This is a genomic window from Variovorax sp. Root411 (genome assembly GCF_001425205.1).
In the GTDB taxonomy this organism is placed as follows: domain Bacteria; phylum Pseudomonadota; class Gammaproteobacteria; order Burkholderiales; family Burkholderiaceae_C; genus Variovorax.
The window spans coordinates 112,243-128,590 of record NZ_LMDW01000002.1 but is presented as its reverse complement, the minus strand read 5'-3'; the positions used below and the strand labels follow the sequence as shown (position 1 = coordinate 128,590).

Annotated in this window: 14 protein-coding genes and 1 pseudogene; 9 read left to right on the top strand and 6 right to left on the bottom strand. The window is 67.3% G+C overall.

The window, feature by feature from the left end; translation table 11 throughout:
* Nucleotides 1-10: 10 nt before the first annotated feature.
* The 5 genes from ASC92_RS06705 to ASC92_RS06685 form a co-directional block, all read right to left on the bottom strand.
* Nucleotides 11-646 (bottom strand): L-threonylcarbamoyladenylate synthase, encoded by a 636-nt coding sequence (locus tag ASC92_RS06705; protein WP_056512229.1) that lies wholly within the window; start codon nt 644-646, stop codon nt 11-13.
* Between the two features lie 18 nt (nt 647-664).
* Complete coding sequence (locus ASC92_RS06700) at nt 665-1,642, bottom strand: DMT family transporter (protein ID WP_056512226.1); 978 nt, start codon at nt 1,640-1,642, stop codon at nt 665-667.
* Nucleotides 1,639-2,496 (bottom strand): 3',5'-nucleoside bisphosphate phosphatase, encoded by an 858-nt coding sequence (locus tag ASC92_RS06695; protein ID WP_056512223.1) that lies wholly within the window; start codon nt 2,494-2,496, stop codon nt 1,639-1,641. The genes ASC92_RS06700 and ASC92_RS06695 overlap by 4 nt, the downstream gene beginning before the upstream one ends.
* A 221-nt stretch (nt 2,497-2,717) precedes the next feature.
* A complete protein-coding gene (locus ASC92_RS06690) occupies nt 2,718-3,761 on the bottom strand; it encodes a transporter (protein ID WP_056512220.1) in 1,044 nt (347 codons plus the stop codon).
* Between the two features lie 9 nt (nt 3,762-3,770).
* Nucleotides 3,771-5,402, bottom strand: coding sequence for an inorganic phosphate transporter (locus ASC92_RS06685; protein WP_056512217.1), 1,632 nt, complete (start codon nt 5,400-5,402; stop codon nt 3,771-3,773).
* A gap of 147 nt (nt 5,403-5,549) precedes the next feature.
* Here ASC92_RS06685 and ppk2 point away from each other — a divergent pair, with 147 nt between their 5' ends.
* Both ppk2 and ASC92_RS06675 read left to right on the top strand, forming a co-directional pair.
* Nucleotides 5,550-6,470 carry a polyphosphate kinase 2 gene (ppk2, locus tag ASC92_RS06680; protein WP_056512811.1) on the top strand — a complete coding sequence of 307 codons (921 nt, stop codon included), beginning with the start codon at nt 5,550-5,552 and terminating at the stop codon, nt 6,468-6,470.
* A gap of 46 nt (nt 6,471-6,516) precedes the next feature.
* Nucleotides 6,517-7,560, top strand: a complete 1,044-nt coding sequence (locus ASC92_RS06675) for an alpha/beta hydrolase family esterase (RefSeq protein WP_056512214.1) — start codon at nt 6,517-6,519, stop codon at nt 7,558-7,560.
* A 20-nt stretch (nt 7,561-7,580) separates the two neighbouring features.
* On the opposite strand, the gene ASC92_RS06670 is transcribed toward ASC92_RS06675, so the two are convergent.
* Complete coding sequence (locus ASC92_RS06670; RefSeq protein ID WP_056512208.1) at nt 7,581-8,507, bottom strand: AraC family transcriptional regulator; 927 nt, start codon at nt 8,505-8,507, stop codon at nt 7,581-7,583.
* 115 nt (nt 8,508-8,622) lie between these two features.
* Here ASC92_RS06670 and ASC92_RS06665 point away from each other — a divergent pair, with 115 nt between their 5' ends.
* The 7 genes and pseudogenes from ASC92_RS06665 (at nt 8,623) to urtD (ending at nt 16,331) form a co-directional block, all read left to right on the top strand.
* Entirely contained in the window at nt 8,623-9,009 is a 387-nt protein-coding gene (locus tag ASC92_RS06665) for a hypothetical protein (RefSeq protein ID WP_056512205.1), read from the top strand.
* Between the two features lie 73 nt (nt 9,010-9,082).
* A complete protein-coding gene (locus ASC92_RS06660) occupies nt 9,083-10,561 on the top strand; it encodes an MFS transporter (protein ID WP_056512201.1) in 1,479 nt (492 codons plus the stop codon).
* Between the two features lie 88 nt (nt 10,562-10,649).
* Nucleotides 10,650-10,978, top strand: a pseudogene (locus ASC92_RS06655) (nucleotide pyrophosphohydrolase).
* A gap of 117 nt (nt 10,979-11,095) precedes the next feature.
* On the top strand, nt 11,096-12,364 hold the full coding sequence (gene urtA, locus ASC92_RS06650) for an urea ABC transporter substrate-binding protein (protein WP_056512197.1): 1,269 nt from the start codon (nt 11,096-11,098) through the stop codon (nt 12,362-12,364).
* A 196-nt stretch (nt 12,365-12,560) separates the two neighbouring features.
* Nucleotides 12,561-14,108 carry an urea ABC transporter permease subunit UrtB gene (urtB, locus tag ASC92_RS06645; RefSeq protein WP_056512194.1) on the top strand — a complete coding sequence of 516 codons (1,548 nt, stop codon included), beginning with the start codon at nt 12,561-12,563 and terminating at the stop codon, nt 14,106-14,108.
* A 130-nt stretch (nt 14,109-14,238) separates the two neighbouring features.
* Nucleotides 14,239-15,456, top strand: coding sequence for an urea ABC transporter permease subunit UrtC (gene urtC, locus ASC92_RS06640; protein ID WP_056512191.1), 1,218 nt, complete (start codon nt 14,239-14,241; stop codon nt 15,454-15,456).
* Nucleotides 15,453-16,331, top strand: a complete 879-nt coding sequence (gene urtD / locus ASC92_RS06635; protein ID WP_056512188.1) for an urea ABC transporter ATP-binding protein UrtD — start codon at nt 15,453-15,455, stop codon at nt 16,329-16,331. Before urtC ends, urtD begins: the two co-directional genes overlap by 4 nt.
* Nucleotides 16,332-16,348 lie beyond the last annotated feature (17 nt).

Sequence of the window (16,348 nt, the reverse complement as noted above, 5' to 3'; positions counted from 1 at the left end):
CAGCCCGATTTCAGAGGCCGAGCACGGCCAATGCACCGCGCCCCTGCCGCACCACGACCGGGTCGTCGCCCGTGCCCATGGGCGTGAGGTCGACCACGGTGGTCGGCTGCGAGGCGCAGGCGCCGGCATCGATGACGGCACCGATCTGCTTTTCGAAGCGCTCGCGGATGGTCTGCGCGTCGTTCAGCGCTTCGGTCTCGCCCGGTGCGATCAGCGTGGTGGCCAGCAGCGGCGCGCCGTGCAGCGACAGCAGCTCCAGCAGCACCTTGTGGTCGGGCACGCGCAGGCCGATGGTCTTGCGCTGCGGATGGCTCACGCGGCGCGGCACTTCCTTGGTGGCTTCGAGCAGGAAAGTGTAGGGTCCGGGCGTGGCCGCCTTCAGCAGGCGGTACTGCTTGTTGTCGACGCGTGCGTAGTTGGCCAGCTCGCTGAGGTCGCGGCACAGCAGCGTGAGGTGGTGTTTCTCGTCGACCTGGCGGATGCGGCGCAGCTGGTCGACCGCGTCCTTGTCGTCGAGGTGGCAGGCCAGCGCATAGCTGGAGTCGGTGGGCACGGCCACGATCTCCCCGCGCCCCAGCAACGCGGCGGCCTGCTTCAGCAGCCGCTGCTGCGGGTTATCGGGGTGGACTTCGAAGTACTGGGCCATGAAAGAACAATCTCCTGATCAGGATTCGGCGGGTTCGATCGGCACGCGACGCTCGCGCACCGTGAGCCACGCACCGGCCGCGCCGCAGACCGCGATCAGCGCCATGCCGATGAGCGAGAAGCGGTCGGGCATCTGTGAAAAAACGAGCCAGCCGCCGAGCATGGCAAAGGCGATCTGCGCATAGAAGTACGGCGTGAGCGTGGAAGCCGGCGCGCGCTGGTAGGCCAGGATCAGCATGAAGTGCCCCACCGTGCCCATGAAGCCCATGAGGCACAGCAGCGCCCACCATTCCCACGAGGGCAGGGCGGTCCACACGAAAGGCAGCGCGAGCGATGCGATCAGCGTGCCGACCCAGCCCGTGTAGAAGTGCATGGTGAGCGGGTTCTCGGTCTGCGCCAGCTTGCTCGTGAGCACCTGGAACCACGCGTTGGTCAGCACCAGCCCGATGGGCAGCAGGACTGCCCAGCCGAAGGTCTCGCCGCCCGGGCGAAGGATGACGAGCGTGCCGATGAAGCCGCCCGCCACCAGCATCCAGCGCAGCGGCGAGACCTGCTCCTTGAGCACGGTGGCCGCGAGCAGCGTGATCACCAGCGGCGCGATCAGCACGATCGACGTGAACTCGGCCAGCGGCATGTAGCGCAGGCTCAGGAAGGCAAAGATGCTCGACGCCAGCAGCAGCGCCCCGCGCAGCGCCTGGTAGCGCGGATGCTGCGTGCGCAGCAGCTCGGTGCCGTGCAGTGGCAGCAGCACCAGTGTTGTCGCGACCGCCTGGAAGGCATAGCGGAACCACACGCCCATGAGAATGGGCACGCCGAGGGTGGAGTACTTCGTTGCCGTGTCGAGCGTCGCGAAGCAGGCCACGGCCAGGATCACCAGACCGATGCCGGCGAGGATGCGCTCAGCTTCCTTGCCGAGGCTGCGCTGCTGCGCCGCGCGCGCATTCGCCAGCGCAACGGTAGCCGCGTTGTCGATACCGGGCCCGGAGCTCAGCCTCACTGCTGGATGCGATCGCCGAGCAGTTCCCACACAGGAGTGAGCGCACCGGGCAACGGCGGCAGCTTGCCGAGGTCGCAGTGGCTCTCGTCGGGGCTGTGGAAATCGCTGCCGCGCGAGGCGGCGAAATCGAACTCGAGCGCCTTGTCGGCGTACTCGACGAACTCGGCCGGCGTGTGGCTGCCGGTGACGACCTCGATCGCCTTGCCGCCATGCGCCTTGAATTCGAGGAACAGCGCGTACTCCTCGTTGGCCGTGAACTTGTAGCGGCCCGGGTGCGCGATCACGGCCATGCCCTTGGCGCCGGTGATCCATTGCACCGCGTCCTTCAGCGAGGCCCAGCGGTGCGGCACGTAGCCGGGCTTGCCTTCGGTGAGGAACTTGCGGAACACCTCGGGCGTGTCGCGGCAGTGGCCCTTCTCGACGAGGAAGCGCGCGAAGTGCGTGCGCGAAATGAGTTCGGGGTTGCCGACGAACTTGAGCGCACCTTCGTACGCGCCGTGGATGCCGACCTTCGCCAGCCCCTCGGACATTTCCTGTGCGCGCTTGCCGCGGCCGCCGCGCGTGTCGTAGAGGCCTTGCGACATGGCCGCGTCGTCGGCATCGAAGCCCAGGCCGACGATGTGCACCGTTTCGCCCGCGAAGGTCACGGAGATCTCGGTGCCGGTGAGGTAGCGCATGCCGTTGGCGCGTGCGGCGGCGGCGGCGCGGTGCTGGCCGCCGACCTCGTCGTGGTCGGTGAGGGCCCAGAGTTCGACCCCGTTGGCGGCTGCGCGCGCGGCCAGTTCTTCGGGCGTCAGTGTGCCGTCGGAAACCACGGAGTGGCAGTGAAGATCGGCATTGAGAATGGAGGACACCCCGCCATTCTAGGGGGTCTGGAACATCGATGCGGGCGCATGGATGCTGCGCGAGACGCTACTAAATAAATAGCATTACTGCGCCGTGGCACGGGGCGCCGCAAGGTGTGAAGAAACCGTCGCGAGCGCCCCGAGCTTGCATCGAGGACCGGAGCGGTACTCCGTACGGTGAGGACCGCAGATGCGAGATCGGGGCGCGCAGCAGGTTTATTCACACCTTGTCAGCGCTTCTTGCGGAAAGCCGCCCATGCCGCCACTGCGGTGAAGCTCGCCACGATCGCCACCACGATCCAGAAGCCGTGCTTGTGGTCGGCCAGCGGAATGCCGCCCACGTTCATGCCGAACAGGCCGGCCAGGATGTTGATCGGCAGCGCCAGCACCGTGACCACCGTCAGCACGAACAGGCTTCGGTTGTTGTCCTCGTTCACGTTGGCTGCAATTTCTTCCTGCAGCAGCTTGATGCGCTCCTGCAGCGCCTGCATATCGCGCAGCACCACCGAGAACTCTTCGGTCGAGCCGCGCAGCGCCTGCGAGTCGGGCTCGGCCATCCACGCGGGAGGCCCTTGCAGCAGGCGGAAGAGGGCGGCAGGTTCGGGCGCCAGCAGCCGCTGCAGCCGCACCAGCAGCCGGCGCAGCACGCCGAGCCGTGCGCGCTTGTGGTCGAGGCGGCCGGCGAGCAACTCGTCTTCGATGCGGTCGATGCGCGAGGTGACGCCGCGCACGATCTTCACCAGCACGTCGGCCTGCGCACGCAGCAGGTGCTCGAGCAGCTCGGTGCTGGAGCGCGGCGCGTCGCCCGCCTTCACGGCCGTGCGCAGCGTGTCGACCGAGCGCAGCGGCTTGGTGCGCGCCGTGACCACGAGGCGCGGACCCACGCTGATCCACAGCGTGGAGATGTCCGAGGGCTCGAAGCTGAACTCGAAATGCACATCGTTGATGACGGCGATCAGCGAATCGTCGTCGCGCTCGATGCGCGTGGAGGGCAGGCCTTCGTGCAGCGTCTCGTAGAAGGTGTCGGAAAGGTTCGCGTGCCGCACCAGCCAGCGCTCCGCATGCGCATGGCTCAGGTTGAAATGGAGCCAGACGTACGCCGGGTTTTCCTCGGTGCATTCACGGTCGCGCTCTTCGGCCAGCCATGCGGCGGCCTGCACCGAGTCGATGGCCCGCGCGGGCTCCGCTGCCGAGGCGTCGAAGAGGTAGCCGGAGATCAGTCCGGCTTCGTCGCCGCCGTAGGACTGGGCGGCGAGGTCATGGAGTGCCGACAAGATGCGTGGTCAGAAGATGCTGGTGAACAGCCAGTAGAGCGAACCCGACAGCAGCATCGCCACCGGCAGCGTGAGCACCCAGGCCAGCGCGAGGTTGCGCAGCGTGGACGTCTGCAGGCCCGAGCCGCTCGCCGTCATGGTGCCGGCCACGCCCGACGACAGCACGTGCGTGGTCGACACCGGCAGCCCGTACATGTCGGCTGCGCCGATGGTGATCATTGCCACCACTTCGGCCGACGCGCCTTGCGCGTAGCTCAGGTGCGTCTTTCCGATCTTCTCGCCCACGGTGACGACGATGCGTTTCCAGCCGATCATCGTGCCCAGCCCCAATGCGATGGCCACCGCGACCTTGACCCACAGCGGAATGAAGCGCGTCGCATCGTCGAGCTCCTGGCGAAACGCGCCGATGCGCAACGCGGTCTCGTCGTCGAACTTCGCAGCGCCGCCCTTGGTCAGATGGCGGATGGCTTCGGACGCGAGGTACATGTCGTTGCGCACGTTGGCGACGGCCTCGGCCGGCACGGCGGCGAGCGAGCCGTGCTGCCGGACCTGCTGGCCGATGCTGCCGGCCGTGGCGGCCAGCGCCGGCACGACCTTGTCGTTGAACTCGCGGGTGCGCACGTAGCTGGCGAGCGTGTCGCGCGCCGCGGCCGGTTGCAGCGCGGGCAGCGAACTCGGCGCGCTGCGGTTCAGCGCGTTCTGCGCCATCTCGGCCACGGCCACGAACTTCACCGTCTCGTTGGCGGGCATCGCGCGGTTCAGCGCATAGGCCATCGGCACCGTGCCCACGAGGATCAGCATGATCAGCCCCATGCCCTTCTGGCCGTCGTTGGAGCCGTGGGCGAACGACACGCCCGTGCAGGTCAGGATCAGCAGGCCGCGGATCCACCACGGCGGCGGCTCGCTGCCCTTGGGCTCTTCATACAGCGCGCGATTCTTCACGAAGGCGCGCAGCGCCAGCAGCAGAAGGGCGGCGCAGCCGAAGCCGACCATCGGCGACAGCAGCAGCGAATAGCCCACCTTGGTGGCCTGCGCCCAGTCGACACCGCTGGTGCCGTCGCGGCCATGCATCAGCGCATTGGCCACGCCCACGCCGATGATCGAGCCGATCAGCGTGTGCGAGGAAGAAGCCGGCAGCCCCAGCCACCACGTGCCCAGGTTCCAGATGATGGCGGCGATCAGCAGCGCGAACACCATCGCGAAGCCCGCGCCCGAGCCCACCTGCAGGATCAGTTCCACCGGCAGCAGCGCGATGATGCCGAAGGCCACCGCGCCGCTGGACACCAGCACGCCCAGGAAGTTGAAGAAGCCCGACCACACCACCGCGAAGTTGGGCGGCAGCGAGTGCGTGTAGATCACCGTGGCCACCGCGTTGGCCGTGTCGTGGAAGCCGTTGACGAACTCGAAGCCCAGTGCAATCAGCAAGGCCACGCCCAGCAGGATGTAGGGCACCCAGGTGGTGACCGGCGCACCCGAGGCCGTGACGTCGCCGACAAGGCTCCAGGCTGTGAAGAGCAGGCCGGCGGCCAGCAGGCCCACGAAGGTGATCAGCGTGAGCGGGCCGGGCTTGGCGTCGAGCCTGGGCCGGTGCGTGGCGGACGCGGACGGCAACTCGGCATGCGGGGCTGCGAGCGTGTTCATGGGCGATTCCGGGGTGTTGGAATGGCTTCGGATGGTGTTCGCGTCGTGTGACAGCGGCGTGTCAGCCGGCTTCGGGCCGTCACGCAGCCGTCATATGGGGCGAGCAGCATGCTTTTTTCCGACCCTTTCACTTTCTTCCTCCCCACCATGCTGACGAGCGCACTTCCCGACCACGAAGACCTGATGCAACGCATCGCCCGCGACCTGATCGACAGCTACGACGAAGAGCTCGAACTGGAGATCGAGGACCGCAACATCGACGGCCTCGATCCGTCAGCCACCGCGGCCACCGACAAGGCCGCGCGCCAGGCCTACTTCAAGGAACTGTTCCGCCTGCAGGGCGAGCTGGTCAAGCTGCAGGACTGGGTGCAGCACAGCAAGCAGAAAGTCGTCATCCTGTTCGAAGGCCGCGATGCGGCGGGCAAGGGCGGCGTCATCAAGCGCATCACCCAGCGTCTGAATCCGCGCGTGGCCCGAGTCGCCGCATTGCCCGCGCCCAACGATCGCGAACGCACGCAGTGGTACTTCCAGCGCTACGCCGCGCACCTGCCCGCCGCGGGCGAGATGGTGCTTTTCGACCGCAGCTGGTACAACCGCGCCGGCGTCGAGCGCGTGATGGGTTTCTGCTCCGACGACGAGTACGAGGAGTTCTTCCGCACCGTTCCCGAGTTCGAGAAGATGCTGGTGCGCTCGGGCATCAAGCTCATCAAGTACTGGTTCTCCATCACCGACGACGAGCAGCACATGCGCTTTCTCGGCCGTATCCACGATCCGCTCAAGCAGTGGAAGCTCAGCCCGATGGACCTCGAGAGCCGCCGCCGCTGGGAGGAATACACCAAGGCGAAGGAAATCATGCTCGAGCGCACCCACATCCCCGAGGCGCCGTGGTGGGTGGTGCAGGCGGTCGACAAGAAGAAGGCGCGGCTGAACTGCATCGGCCACCTGCTGGGGCAATTGCCCTACAACGAGGTGCCGCATCCGCCGGTGGCGCTGCCGGAGCGCGTGCGGCATGCAGACTACCTGCGCCAGCCCGTACCGGCCAACATGATCGTGCCGGAGATCTACTGACCGCAGGCTTCGCGCATCTGGTGCCGCTTTGCCGTCACACTGCGCCATGGCCCGTCGTTCCACCGCTTCCGTCTTCGCCCGCGCCTACGAGCGCAACCTCAAGGCACTCACCAAGATCACGCTGAGCAACAGCAAGCGCGTGGCGGGGCAGGTGCAGCGCGCCACGGCCAAGCGGCTCAAGCCGCCGCCCGGAAAGGGCGACTGGCTCAGCGGCATGGCGATGGGGCCGGGCGGCGCGCGCGGCTATCACCTGTTCCGTCCGGCCGATCTGCAACTGCAGCCCGGCGAGAAACTGCCGCTCATGGTCATGCTGCACGGCTGCGGCCAGACCGGGCGCGACTTTGCCGCGAGCACGCGCATGAACGCGCTGGCCGTCCGGCAGCGCTTCATGGTGCTGTACCCCGAGCAGGACCGCATCGCCCACCCGCAGGGCTGCTGGAACTGGTACGAGCGCCGCTCCGGCAAGGCCGACGCCGAAGCCGCGACGCTGATGGCCGCCGTCGACCAGGCCTGCATGCTGTATCCCGTGGACCGCGACCGCGTGGCGCTTGCCGGTCTCTCGGCCGGCGCGAGCATGGCGGCCCTGCTTGCGACGCGCTATCCGAACCGCTTCCGCGCCGTCGTCATGCATTCGGGCGTGGCGCCCGGCGCGGCGAAGTCGCCGGCCACTGCGCTCGGCGCCATGCGCGGACAGAACGTGCCGCCGATGCCCACCACGGCGGTCGGCAAGGCGATGGGCGCCGCGGCCGTCTTCACCACCTTGCCGCCGATGTTGGTGCTGCACGGCGACGCCGACGCGGTGGTCGCGCCCAGCAATGCCATCAGCAGCGCCGCGGTGTGGGCCACGGCGCTGGGCGCGCGGCCCGGACTGCCGCGCGACACGCAGCGCGGCAAGCGCCGCGCGATGCGCGTGACCGACTTCAAGCGCAAGGGCCGCACGGTCGTCACGCTGTGCGAGATCGCGGGGCTCGGGCATTCGTGGAGCGGCGGTGCGCCGAAGCTGATGTTCAGTGATCCCGAGGGGCCTGATGCCACGCGCATGGCCTGGGCTTTTGCGGCCGCGCAGTTCAAGGCCGCAGTGCCGCAGTGAAGGCCTGAAGAAAAGAGGCGCTATGCCGCGGCGCCGTCGCGCGCCGCGGCCCGCCACGCGCCGGGTGCCATGCCCTTCTCGCGCTTGAAGGCCTTGCTGAACGCGGCCTCCGACTCGTAGCCCACCGCGCCTGCGATCGCGCCCACCGCGGCATTGCCCTGGCCGAGCATGTTGCCGGCCTTGAACATGCGCCATTGCGTGAGGTACTCCAGCGGCGCCTGTCCCACGCGCTCGCGAAAGCGCTGCGCAAAGGCCGAGCGCGAGAGGCTCGCTGCCGCGGCCAGCGCCTCTACCGTCCAGCTGCGCGCGATGTCCTTGTGCATCGCGCGCAGGGCCGGGCCGATGCGCGTGTCGGCCAGCGCAGCCAGCCAGCCGGTCTGCGATTCGCCATTGGCCGCGACGTGCGCGCGCACTGCCTGCACGAACACGATGTCGGCCAGCCGGCTCACGAGCAGGCTGGAGCCGAGACCCGGCTCGCCGGTTTCCATGGCCAGCAGCTGCAGCGTGCCCTGCAGCGCGAGGGCGCGGGCCTGCTCCATCTTCACGTGAAGCAGCACCGGCAGCAGCGCCAGCAACGGCTGCGCGGCACGCAGGTCGAAGTGGAACCAGCCGCAGATCACCGAGGCGGCGGTGCCCGTTCCGCCCAGTTCCACCAGCCCGCCGATGCGGTCGCGTACGACGGAGGTGCAGCTCACCGTGGGCGTGTTCGGGTGATCGCGAAGCACATAGGGCGTGCCATGCGCCAGCACGTAGCAGTCGCCCGCTGCCAACGCCACCGGATGTGCCACGCCTTCGACCTCGAGCAGGCAGCCGCCGCGCACCACGAGCCCGAAGCGCGCGCTCTCGCCGCCGGCCAGGCTCAACCCCCAGGGCGCACCGGCCTCCAGGCGGGCATACAAGGCGCTGCGCACGCGCATCGCGGCAAAGACGTCGTCGAGCGGGTCCATGAGGGGCTCCTGTGGCGTTGGACGAATGGACAAGAGAGGTGGATTTTCAGGCATTCACTGTCCATCAGTCGAGGCGGAAACTGCGGTCTTACTCTTCCGCACACAGGAGCAGATCATGAACTCCAACACCGAATTCGCCGAGCTCGCCGAACGCTACGTCGCCACCTGGAACGAGCCCGATGCCGCTGCGCGCCGGGCCGCCATTGCCGGCCTCTGGGTGCCCGAGGGCGAGCACCACGTGCGCACGCTGCAGGCCAAGGGCTACGAAGCGCTGCAGCAGCGCGTCACCGGCGCGCACGAGAAGAACGTGCGCGACGCCGGCTTTCGCTTCGTCTGCACGGGCGATGCCCAGTTCCTGCACGACGCGGTGATGTTCCATTGGCACATGGTGCCGGCCGCAGGCGGCCCGGTGGCCGCACTGGGGCTGCAGTTCCTGGTGCTGGCCGGGGACGGCCGCATCGCCGTCGATTACCAGTTCATCCTGCCGACGCCTTCCGTCTGAGCGGCCGTCGCCTTGGCCATGACCTCGCAGGTCATTGCCGCCGCGCGCCTTTCTCCCAACACTGGTTACCACCATGACTCAGTCGAACATCGCTGCCTCGGCAGCATCGCTTTCTCCATCGGGCGGCCAGCAGGGCGTGGGCGCGACCGGGTCCGGCCGGCTCGGCCTGTGGGTCATGCTCAGCGGCACCTTCCTGGTGGTGCTGGACTTCTTCATCGTCAACGTCGCGCTGCCGTCGATGCAGCGCGAATTGCTGGCAAGCGCGGGCACCTTGCAACTGGTGGTGGCGGGCTACGGACTGGCCACCGCGGCGGGACTGATCACCGGCGGCCGGCTCGGCGACCTGTTCGGCCGGCGCCGCATGTTCATGCTGGGCCTGCTGCTGTTCACGCTGGCCTCCGCGGCCTGCGGCTTCGCGCCGAATGCCGAACTGCTGGTGGCCGCGCGCGTGCTGCAGGGCCTGGCCGGCGCGCTGCTGCAGCCGCAGGTGCTGGCGATGATCGGCCTGGCCTACACCGGCGAAGGCCGGGCGCGCGCCTTCGCGGCCTACGGGCTCACGCTCGGGCTCGGCGCCACGCTCGGGCAACTGGTCGGCGGCCTGCTGATCCACGCGGATCTGGCGGGGCTCGGCTGGCGCAGCTGTTTCCTCATCAACCTGCCAATCGGCCTGCTGGCACTGGTGCTCGCGCCGCGCGTCATTCCACCGCTGGCGAACAACGGCAACAGCAGGCTCGACCTCGCCGGCATGCTGCTGGCGGCCGCGGGCTCGGTGGCCGTGGTGCTGCCGCTGGTGGAAGGGCGCGAGCAAGGCTGGCCGCTGTGGAGCTGGCTGTGCCTTGCGGCCGCGTTGCCGTTGCTGGTGGCCTTCGGGTTTCAGCAGCGCCGCCTCGCCGCGAAGGGCGGTGCACCGCTGGTGGCGCCCGCATTGCTCGCGAACCACCGCTTCGTCACGGGTCTGCTCACCACGCTGGCCTTCTACGTCGGCAACGCCTCGCTCTACTTCGTGCTCGCGCTGTACCTGCAGCAAGGCCTGGCGCTGGGTCCGTTGACGTCGGGCATGGTCTTCACGTCGCTCGCGGTCGGATTCTTCGCGACATCGATGGCCGGTGCGCGCCTCGCACGGCGCTTCGGCGGCAAGCCACCCATCGCGCTCGGCGCCCTCGTGCTGGCCGCGGGGCACGCGCTGCAGTTCGTCAACGTGGCGGGATGGGCCGGCCACTCGCATGTGGTTGCGTGGATGGTGCCGCTGCTGCTGGTAGAGGGCGCGGGGCTGGGCATGGTGATGGCGCCACTGGTGTCCACCGTGCTGGCCGGCCTGCCGCCGCAGCATGCCGGCGTGGCCTCGGGCGTGCTGTCGATGGTGCAGCAGGCGAGCAACGCGCTGGGGGTGGCGCTGATCGGGATCCTGTTCTATGGGAGGCTGGGAGATGCGACGGACACCGCTGCGTATTCGGGCGCATTCGGGGTGGCGCTGGTGTACCTGATGGTGTCGGCTCTTCTCGTCGCGATGTTCCACTGGCGAGGCACTCGGCCCTCGGCGCCCCGGTTGTGACGTCTTGCCCAATCTGGGTATATGCATGCCCGGATTGGGTTTCTTCCCTGGAGCCGTGCCACACTCGCCGCCCGACGACTGGTGTGCCATGGAATCCGATCTGACCTCACTCACCCAAGCCTTGCGCGACTTCGCCCAGGCCCGCAACTGGGAGCAGTTCCACTCCCCCAAGAACCTCGCGTCGGCGCTCTCGGTTGAAGCCGCCGAGCTGCTCGAACACTTCCAGTGGCTCACCGAAGCGCAGAGCCGCTCGCTGCCGGCCGACAAGCGCGCGCCGAGATCGGCACCGAGATCGCCGACGTCTTCCTCTACCTGCTCCAGCTCGCCGACAAGCTCGGCATCGACCTGATGGAAGCGGCAAGAAGCAAGATGCTGGTCAACGCCCGGAAGTACCCGGCACCGCCGCTGTCCGCCTGAGTACCTCCGTGTACGCCACCCGGCGTATTTCCCCGTCCTGGTGCATTCCGCAGACTCGCTCCCACGCCAGCAAAGCGCTGGCGCCAAGGTTCACCCAACCCCGGAGCAGGAGTCCACATGCAACGTCGTTTCACACTCAAGGCGCTCACCGCCGCCGTCGCGCTGGCCAGCATTTCTGCTGCGCCCGCATTTGCCGCCGACACCATCAAGGTCGGCGTGCTGCACTCGCTGTCGGGAACGATGGCCATCTCGGAAACCGTGTTGAAGGACACGGTGCTGATGGCGATCGACGACATCAACAAGAAGGGCGGCGTGCTGGGCAAGCAGCTCGAGCCCGTGGTGGTCGACCCGGCTTCCAACTGGCCCCTGTTCGCCGAAAAGACCAAGCAGCTGCTTGGCCAGGACAAGGTCTCGGTGATCTTCGGCTGCTGGACCTCGGTGTCGCGCAAGTCGGTGCTGCCGGTGGTCGAGGAAATGAACGGCCTGCTGTTCTACCCCGTGCAGTACGAGGGTGAAGAGCTCTCGAAGAACGTGTTCTACACGGGCGCCGCGCCCAACCAGCAAGCCATTCCGGCCGTCGACTACCTGATGAGCAAGGAAGGCGGCGGCGCCAAGCGCTGGGTGCTGCTGGGCACCGACTACGTGTACCCCCGCACCACCAACAAGATCCTGCGCGCCTACCTCAAGAGCAAGGGCGTGAAGGACACCGACATCGACGAGAAGTACACCCCCTTCGGCCACAGCGACTACCAGACCATCGTTGCCGACATCAAGAAGTTCTCGGCCGGCGGCAAGACGGCGGTGGTCTCGACCATCAACGGCGACTCCAACGTGCCCTTCTACAAGGAACTCGGCAACGCCGGCCTGAAGGCCAAGGACGTGCCGGTGGTGGCTTTCTCGGTGGGCGAGGAAGAACTGCGCGGCGTGGACACCAAGCCGCTCGTGGGCCACCTTGCCGCCTGGAACTACTTCATGTCGATCAAGAACCCGACCAACACGGCGTTCATCAAGCAGTGGAGCGACTACGCCAAGGCCAAGAACATCGCCGGCCACAAGGACAAGCCGCTCACCAACGACCCGATGGAAGCCACCTGGATCGGCATCCACATGTGGAAGCAGGCCGTGGAGAAGGCCAAGTCGACCGACACCGACAAGGTGATCGCCGCCATGGCCGGCCAGACCTTCACGGCCCCCTCGGGCATCGTGTCGAAGATGGACGAGAAGAACCATCACCTGCACAAGAGCGTGTTCATCGGCGAGATCAAGGCCGATGGCCAGTTCAACGTGGTATGGAAGACGCCGGGTCCGGTGAAGGCCAAGCCTTGGAGCCCGTATATCGAAGGCAACGACAAGAAGCCGGATCAGCCTGCTGGCAAGTCGATGTAAGTCTGCGACCAAGTCCCCTGCCTTGCTCCCTCTCCCCTCGGGGAGAGGGCTGGGGTGAGGGGGCTGCGGCGGTCGATCTGGCCGCCGCCTCTGTTGGATGGCCGCCGGCCCTCACCCCAACCCTCTCCCCAAGGGGAGAGGGGGCAACACGAATCTCAAGATGCTTCGACGAACCCTTCACTGCGCCTTAGCCGCCATGCTCCTCATGGCATCGGCCGCCCACGCGCTGACCGCCGACGAAGCCCGGGCCATCGCCTCCGGCGAATCCGAAGCCCGCATCGCCGCGCTCAACAAGGCCGTGCTCACGGCCGACGACAAGACGGCAGCCTTCATCCAGGCGATGTCCGACGACGCAGTCAAGTACACCGAAGACAAGGTCTTCGTGATGAAGGACGACAAGGGCTTCGACCCCGTAACCGGCGCCGAGCTGAAGGTGCCCGATACCGCCGAAGACGTCGTCAACAACAACCTCATGCGCGGCGCGCTCGATGCGGCGCAGGCTGCGCTCAAGCTCACGAGCAAGGACGACGCGGTGCGCGCCGAAGCGGCACAGGCCCTGTTCAAGGAGCCCGACGAATCGCGCATCCCGATGGTCGAGAAGGCGCTGGCCGCCGAAACCAACCCGAAGATCAAGGCGCAACTCGAACTGGTGCGCGCCGCCAGCATGCTCACGAGCGCCGACAAGGCCAAGCGCCTCGTGGCAGCGAAGGAACTGGGCAACAACCGCAACCCCGATACCAAGCTGCTGCTCAACCAGCGCCTGGCCGACGAAACCGAAGCGGACGTCAAGGCCGCCATCGTCGCGTCCATCGCCAGCATCGACGGTGCGCTGGTCTGGGGCGACCGCATCAACGCCGTGTTCAGCGGCATCAGCCTGGGCTCGGTGCTGCTGTTGGCCGCACTGGGCCTCGCCATCACCTACGGGCTGATGGGCGTCATCAACATGGCGCATGGCGAGCTGATGATGATCGGCGCCTACGCCACCTACGTGATGCAGGGCATCTTCCAGAAGTACCTGCCCGAGTCGATGTTCGGGCTGTACCTCGTCGCTGCGATCCCGGTGTCGTTCCTCGCATCGGCGCTGGTCGGCGCGGTGCTCGAACGCGGCGTGATCCGCTTCCTCTACGGCCGCCCGCTCGAGACGCTGCTCGCCACCTGGGGCATCAGCCTGATGCTGCAGCAGCTCGTGCGCACGCTGTTCGGCGCGCAGAACGTCGGCGTGGAAAACCCCGGCTGGATGAGCGGCGGCTTCTCGATGCTGAGCAACGTGACGCTGCCGTGGAACCGCATCTGCATCATCATCTTCGCGGCGCTGGTATTGCTCGCGATGGGTTGGCTCATCGGCAAGACGCGCCTGGGCCTGTTCGTGCGCGGCGTCACGCAGAACCGGCCGATCGCCTCGTGCATGGGCGTGAACACGGCACGCATCGACACCTACGCTTTCGCGCTCGGCTCCGGCATCGCGGGCCTCGCGGGCTGCGCGCTGAGCCAGATCGGCAACGTCGGCCCTGATCTCGGCCAGAGCTACATCGTCGACAGCTTCATGGTGGTCGTGATGGGCGGCGTCGGCCAGCTCGCGGGCACCGTGTACGCGGCGCTGGGGCTGGGCATTCTCAACAAGTTCATCGAGGGCTGGGCGGGCGCGGTGCTCGCGAAGATCGCGGTGCTTGTCTTCATCATCATCTTCATCCAGAAGCGCCCCCAGGGCATCTTCGCGATGAAGGGTCGGAGCGCAGAGGCATGAAGAGCAGGACCACCCCCAGTCTGCGCGCACTTCGTGTCGCTTCGCCAACCCCCTCGCGGGGGCAACACCAGCGGCCCGGCAAAGCCGGTTCCGCGGTGTTCCTGGACCGATCCATCAAGGCCATGCCGCTATGAGCTCAGTGATTCTTCCCTCGAAAGGGCCGCTGCTGAGCGGCAAGGGCTGGACGGCCTTCTTCGTCGCGCTGATCGTGGTGTGCGCCGTGGCGCCGGTGCTCAACATGTGGGTGCCCGCGGACAGCCCGCTGCACATGAGCGACTACGCCGTGGCGCTGGTCGGCAAGATCATGTGCTACGCCATCTGCGCGCTGGCCATGGACCTGATCTGGGGCTACACCGGCATCCTCTCGCTGGGCCATGGCCTGTTCTTTGCGCTGGGCGGCTACATGATGGGCATGTACCTCATGCGCCAGATCGGCCGCGACGGCAACTACAAGAGCGACCTGCCCGACTTCATGGTGTTCCTCGACTGGAAGGAGCTGCCCTGGCACTGGACCTTCAGCGGCAGCTTCGGAATGACGCTGCTGCTCATCGTCGCAGTGCCCGGCCTCATCGCCTTCGTGTTCGGCTTCTTCGCCTTCCGCTCGCGCATCAAGGGCGTGTACTTCTCGATCATCACGCAGGCCATGACCTTCGCGGCGATGCTGCTGTTCTTCCGCAACGAGACGGGCTTCGGCGGCAACAACGGCTTCACCGATTTCAAGCGCATCCTGAACATCCCGATCGCCACGCAGGAAATGCGCATGACGCTGTTCGCGCTCACCGGCCTCACGCTGCTGGGCTTCTTCCTGTTCGCCAAGTGGCTCATCGGCAGCAAGTTCGGCCGCGTGCTGCAGGCCATTCGCGACGCCGAGACGCGCGTGATGTTCTCGGGCTACAACCCGCTGCCGTACAAGCTCACGATCTGGGTCATCTCCGCCATCATGTGCGGCGTGGCCGGCGCGCTGTACGTGCCGCAGGTCGGCATCATCAACCCCGGCGAGATGAGCGCGGCCAACTCCATCGAGATCGCGATCTGGGCCGCGGTGGGCGGGCGCGCGACGTTGATCGGGCCGATCATCGGCGCCTTCATCGTCAACGGCGCGAAGAGCTGGCTCACGGTGGCGTACCCCGAGTACTGGCTGTACTTCCTGGGTGCGCTGTTCATTGCCGTCACGCTGTTCCTGCCGAACGGCATCGTGGGGCTGGTGCGTCAGTGGTTGTCGAGGGAGAAGAAGCCTGCGCAGCCCGAACCTCTCCCGGATGCCCGCCGCGCCGTTGCGGCAGAGCAGGGCGTCGAGCCCGAAGCGCTCACCTCGCTGCCCGTGGACGCGAAGGGAGCACGCGCATGACGCCGGACCTGATGGACGCAGGCGCCGAGCGCGCCGCACGTGCCAGCGGCACCCACTACGTGAGCGGCAGCACCGAATCGGGCGGCCGCTCCGCCGACTTCGGCCGCCATGTCACGCCGGGTGAGGTCGACGTCACGCACGGCCGCATCCTGTACCTCGAAGACGTGAGCGTGAGCTTCGACGGCTTCAAGGCCATCAACAAGCTGTCGCTCGACATTGCGCCCGGCGAACTTCGCTGCATCATCGGCCCCAACGGTGCGGGCAAGACCACGATGATGGACATCATCACCGGCAAGACGCGGCCCGACTCGGGCACTGTGTTCTTCGGCAGCACCATCGACCTGCTGCGCCACCGCGAAGCCGACATCGCCCAGCTGGGCATCGGCCGCAAGTTCCAGAAGCCGACGGTGTTCGAGCACCTGACCGTGTTCGAGAACCTCGAACTCGCGCTGAAGACCGACAAGGGCGTGCGCGCCTCGATGCTGTTCAGGCTCGACTCGGCGCAGAGCGACCGGCTCGCCGAAGTGCTGCAGACCATCCACCTCGCCGACAGCGTGTCGCGCCTGGCCGGCAACCTGAGCCATGGCCAGAAGCAGTGGCTCGAAATCGGCATGCTGCTGATGCAGGACCCGAAGCTGCTGCTGCTCGACGAGCCCGTGGCCGGCATGACCGATGAGGAGACGGCCCGCACGGCGGAGCTGTTCCTCACGCTCAAGGGCAAGCATTCGCTGATGGTGGTGGAGCACGACATGAGCTTCATCCGCACGATCTCGGAGATCGTCACGGTGCTGTGCGATGGCTCCGTGCTTGCGCAGGGCACGCTGGACGAAGTGCAGGCCGACGAGCGCGTGATCGAGGTTTATCTTGGGCGCTGATCTCGTCGTCATTGCCG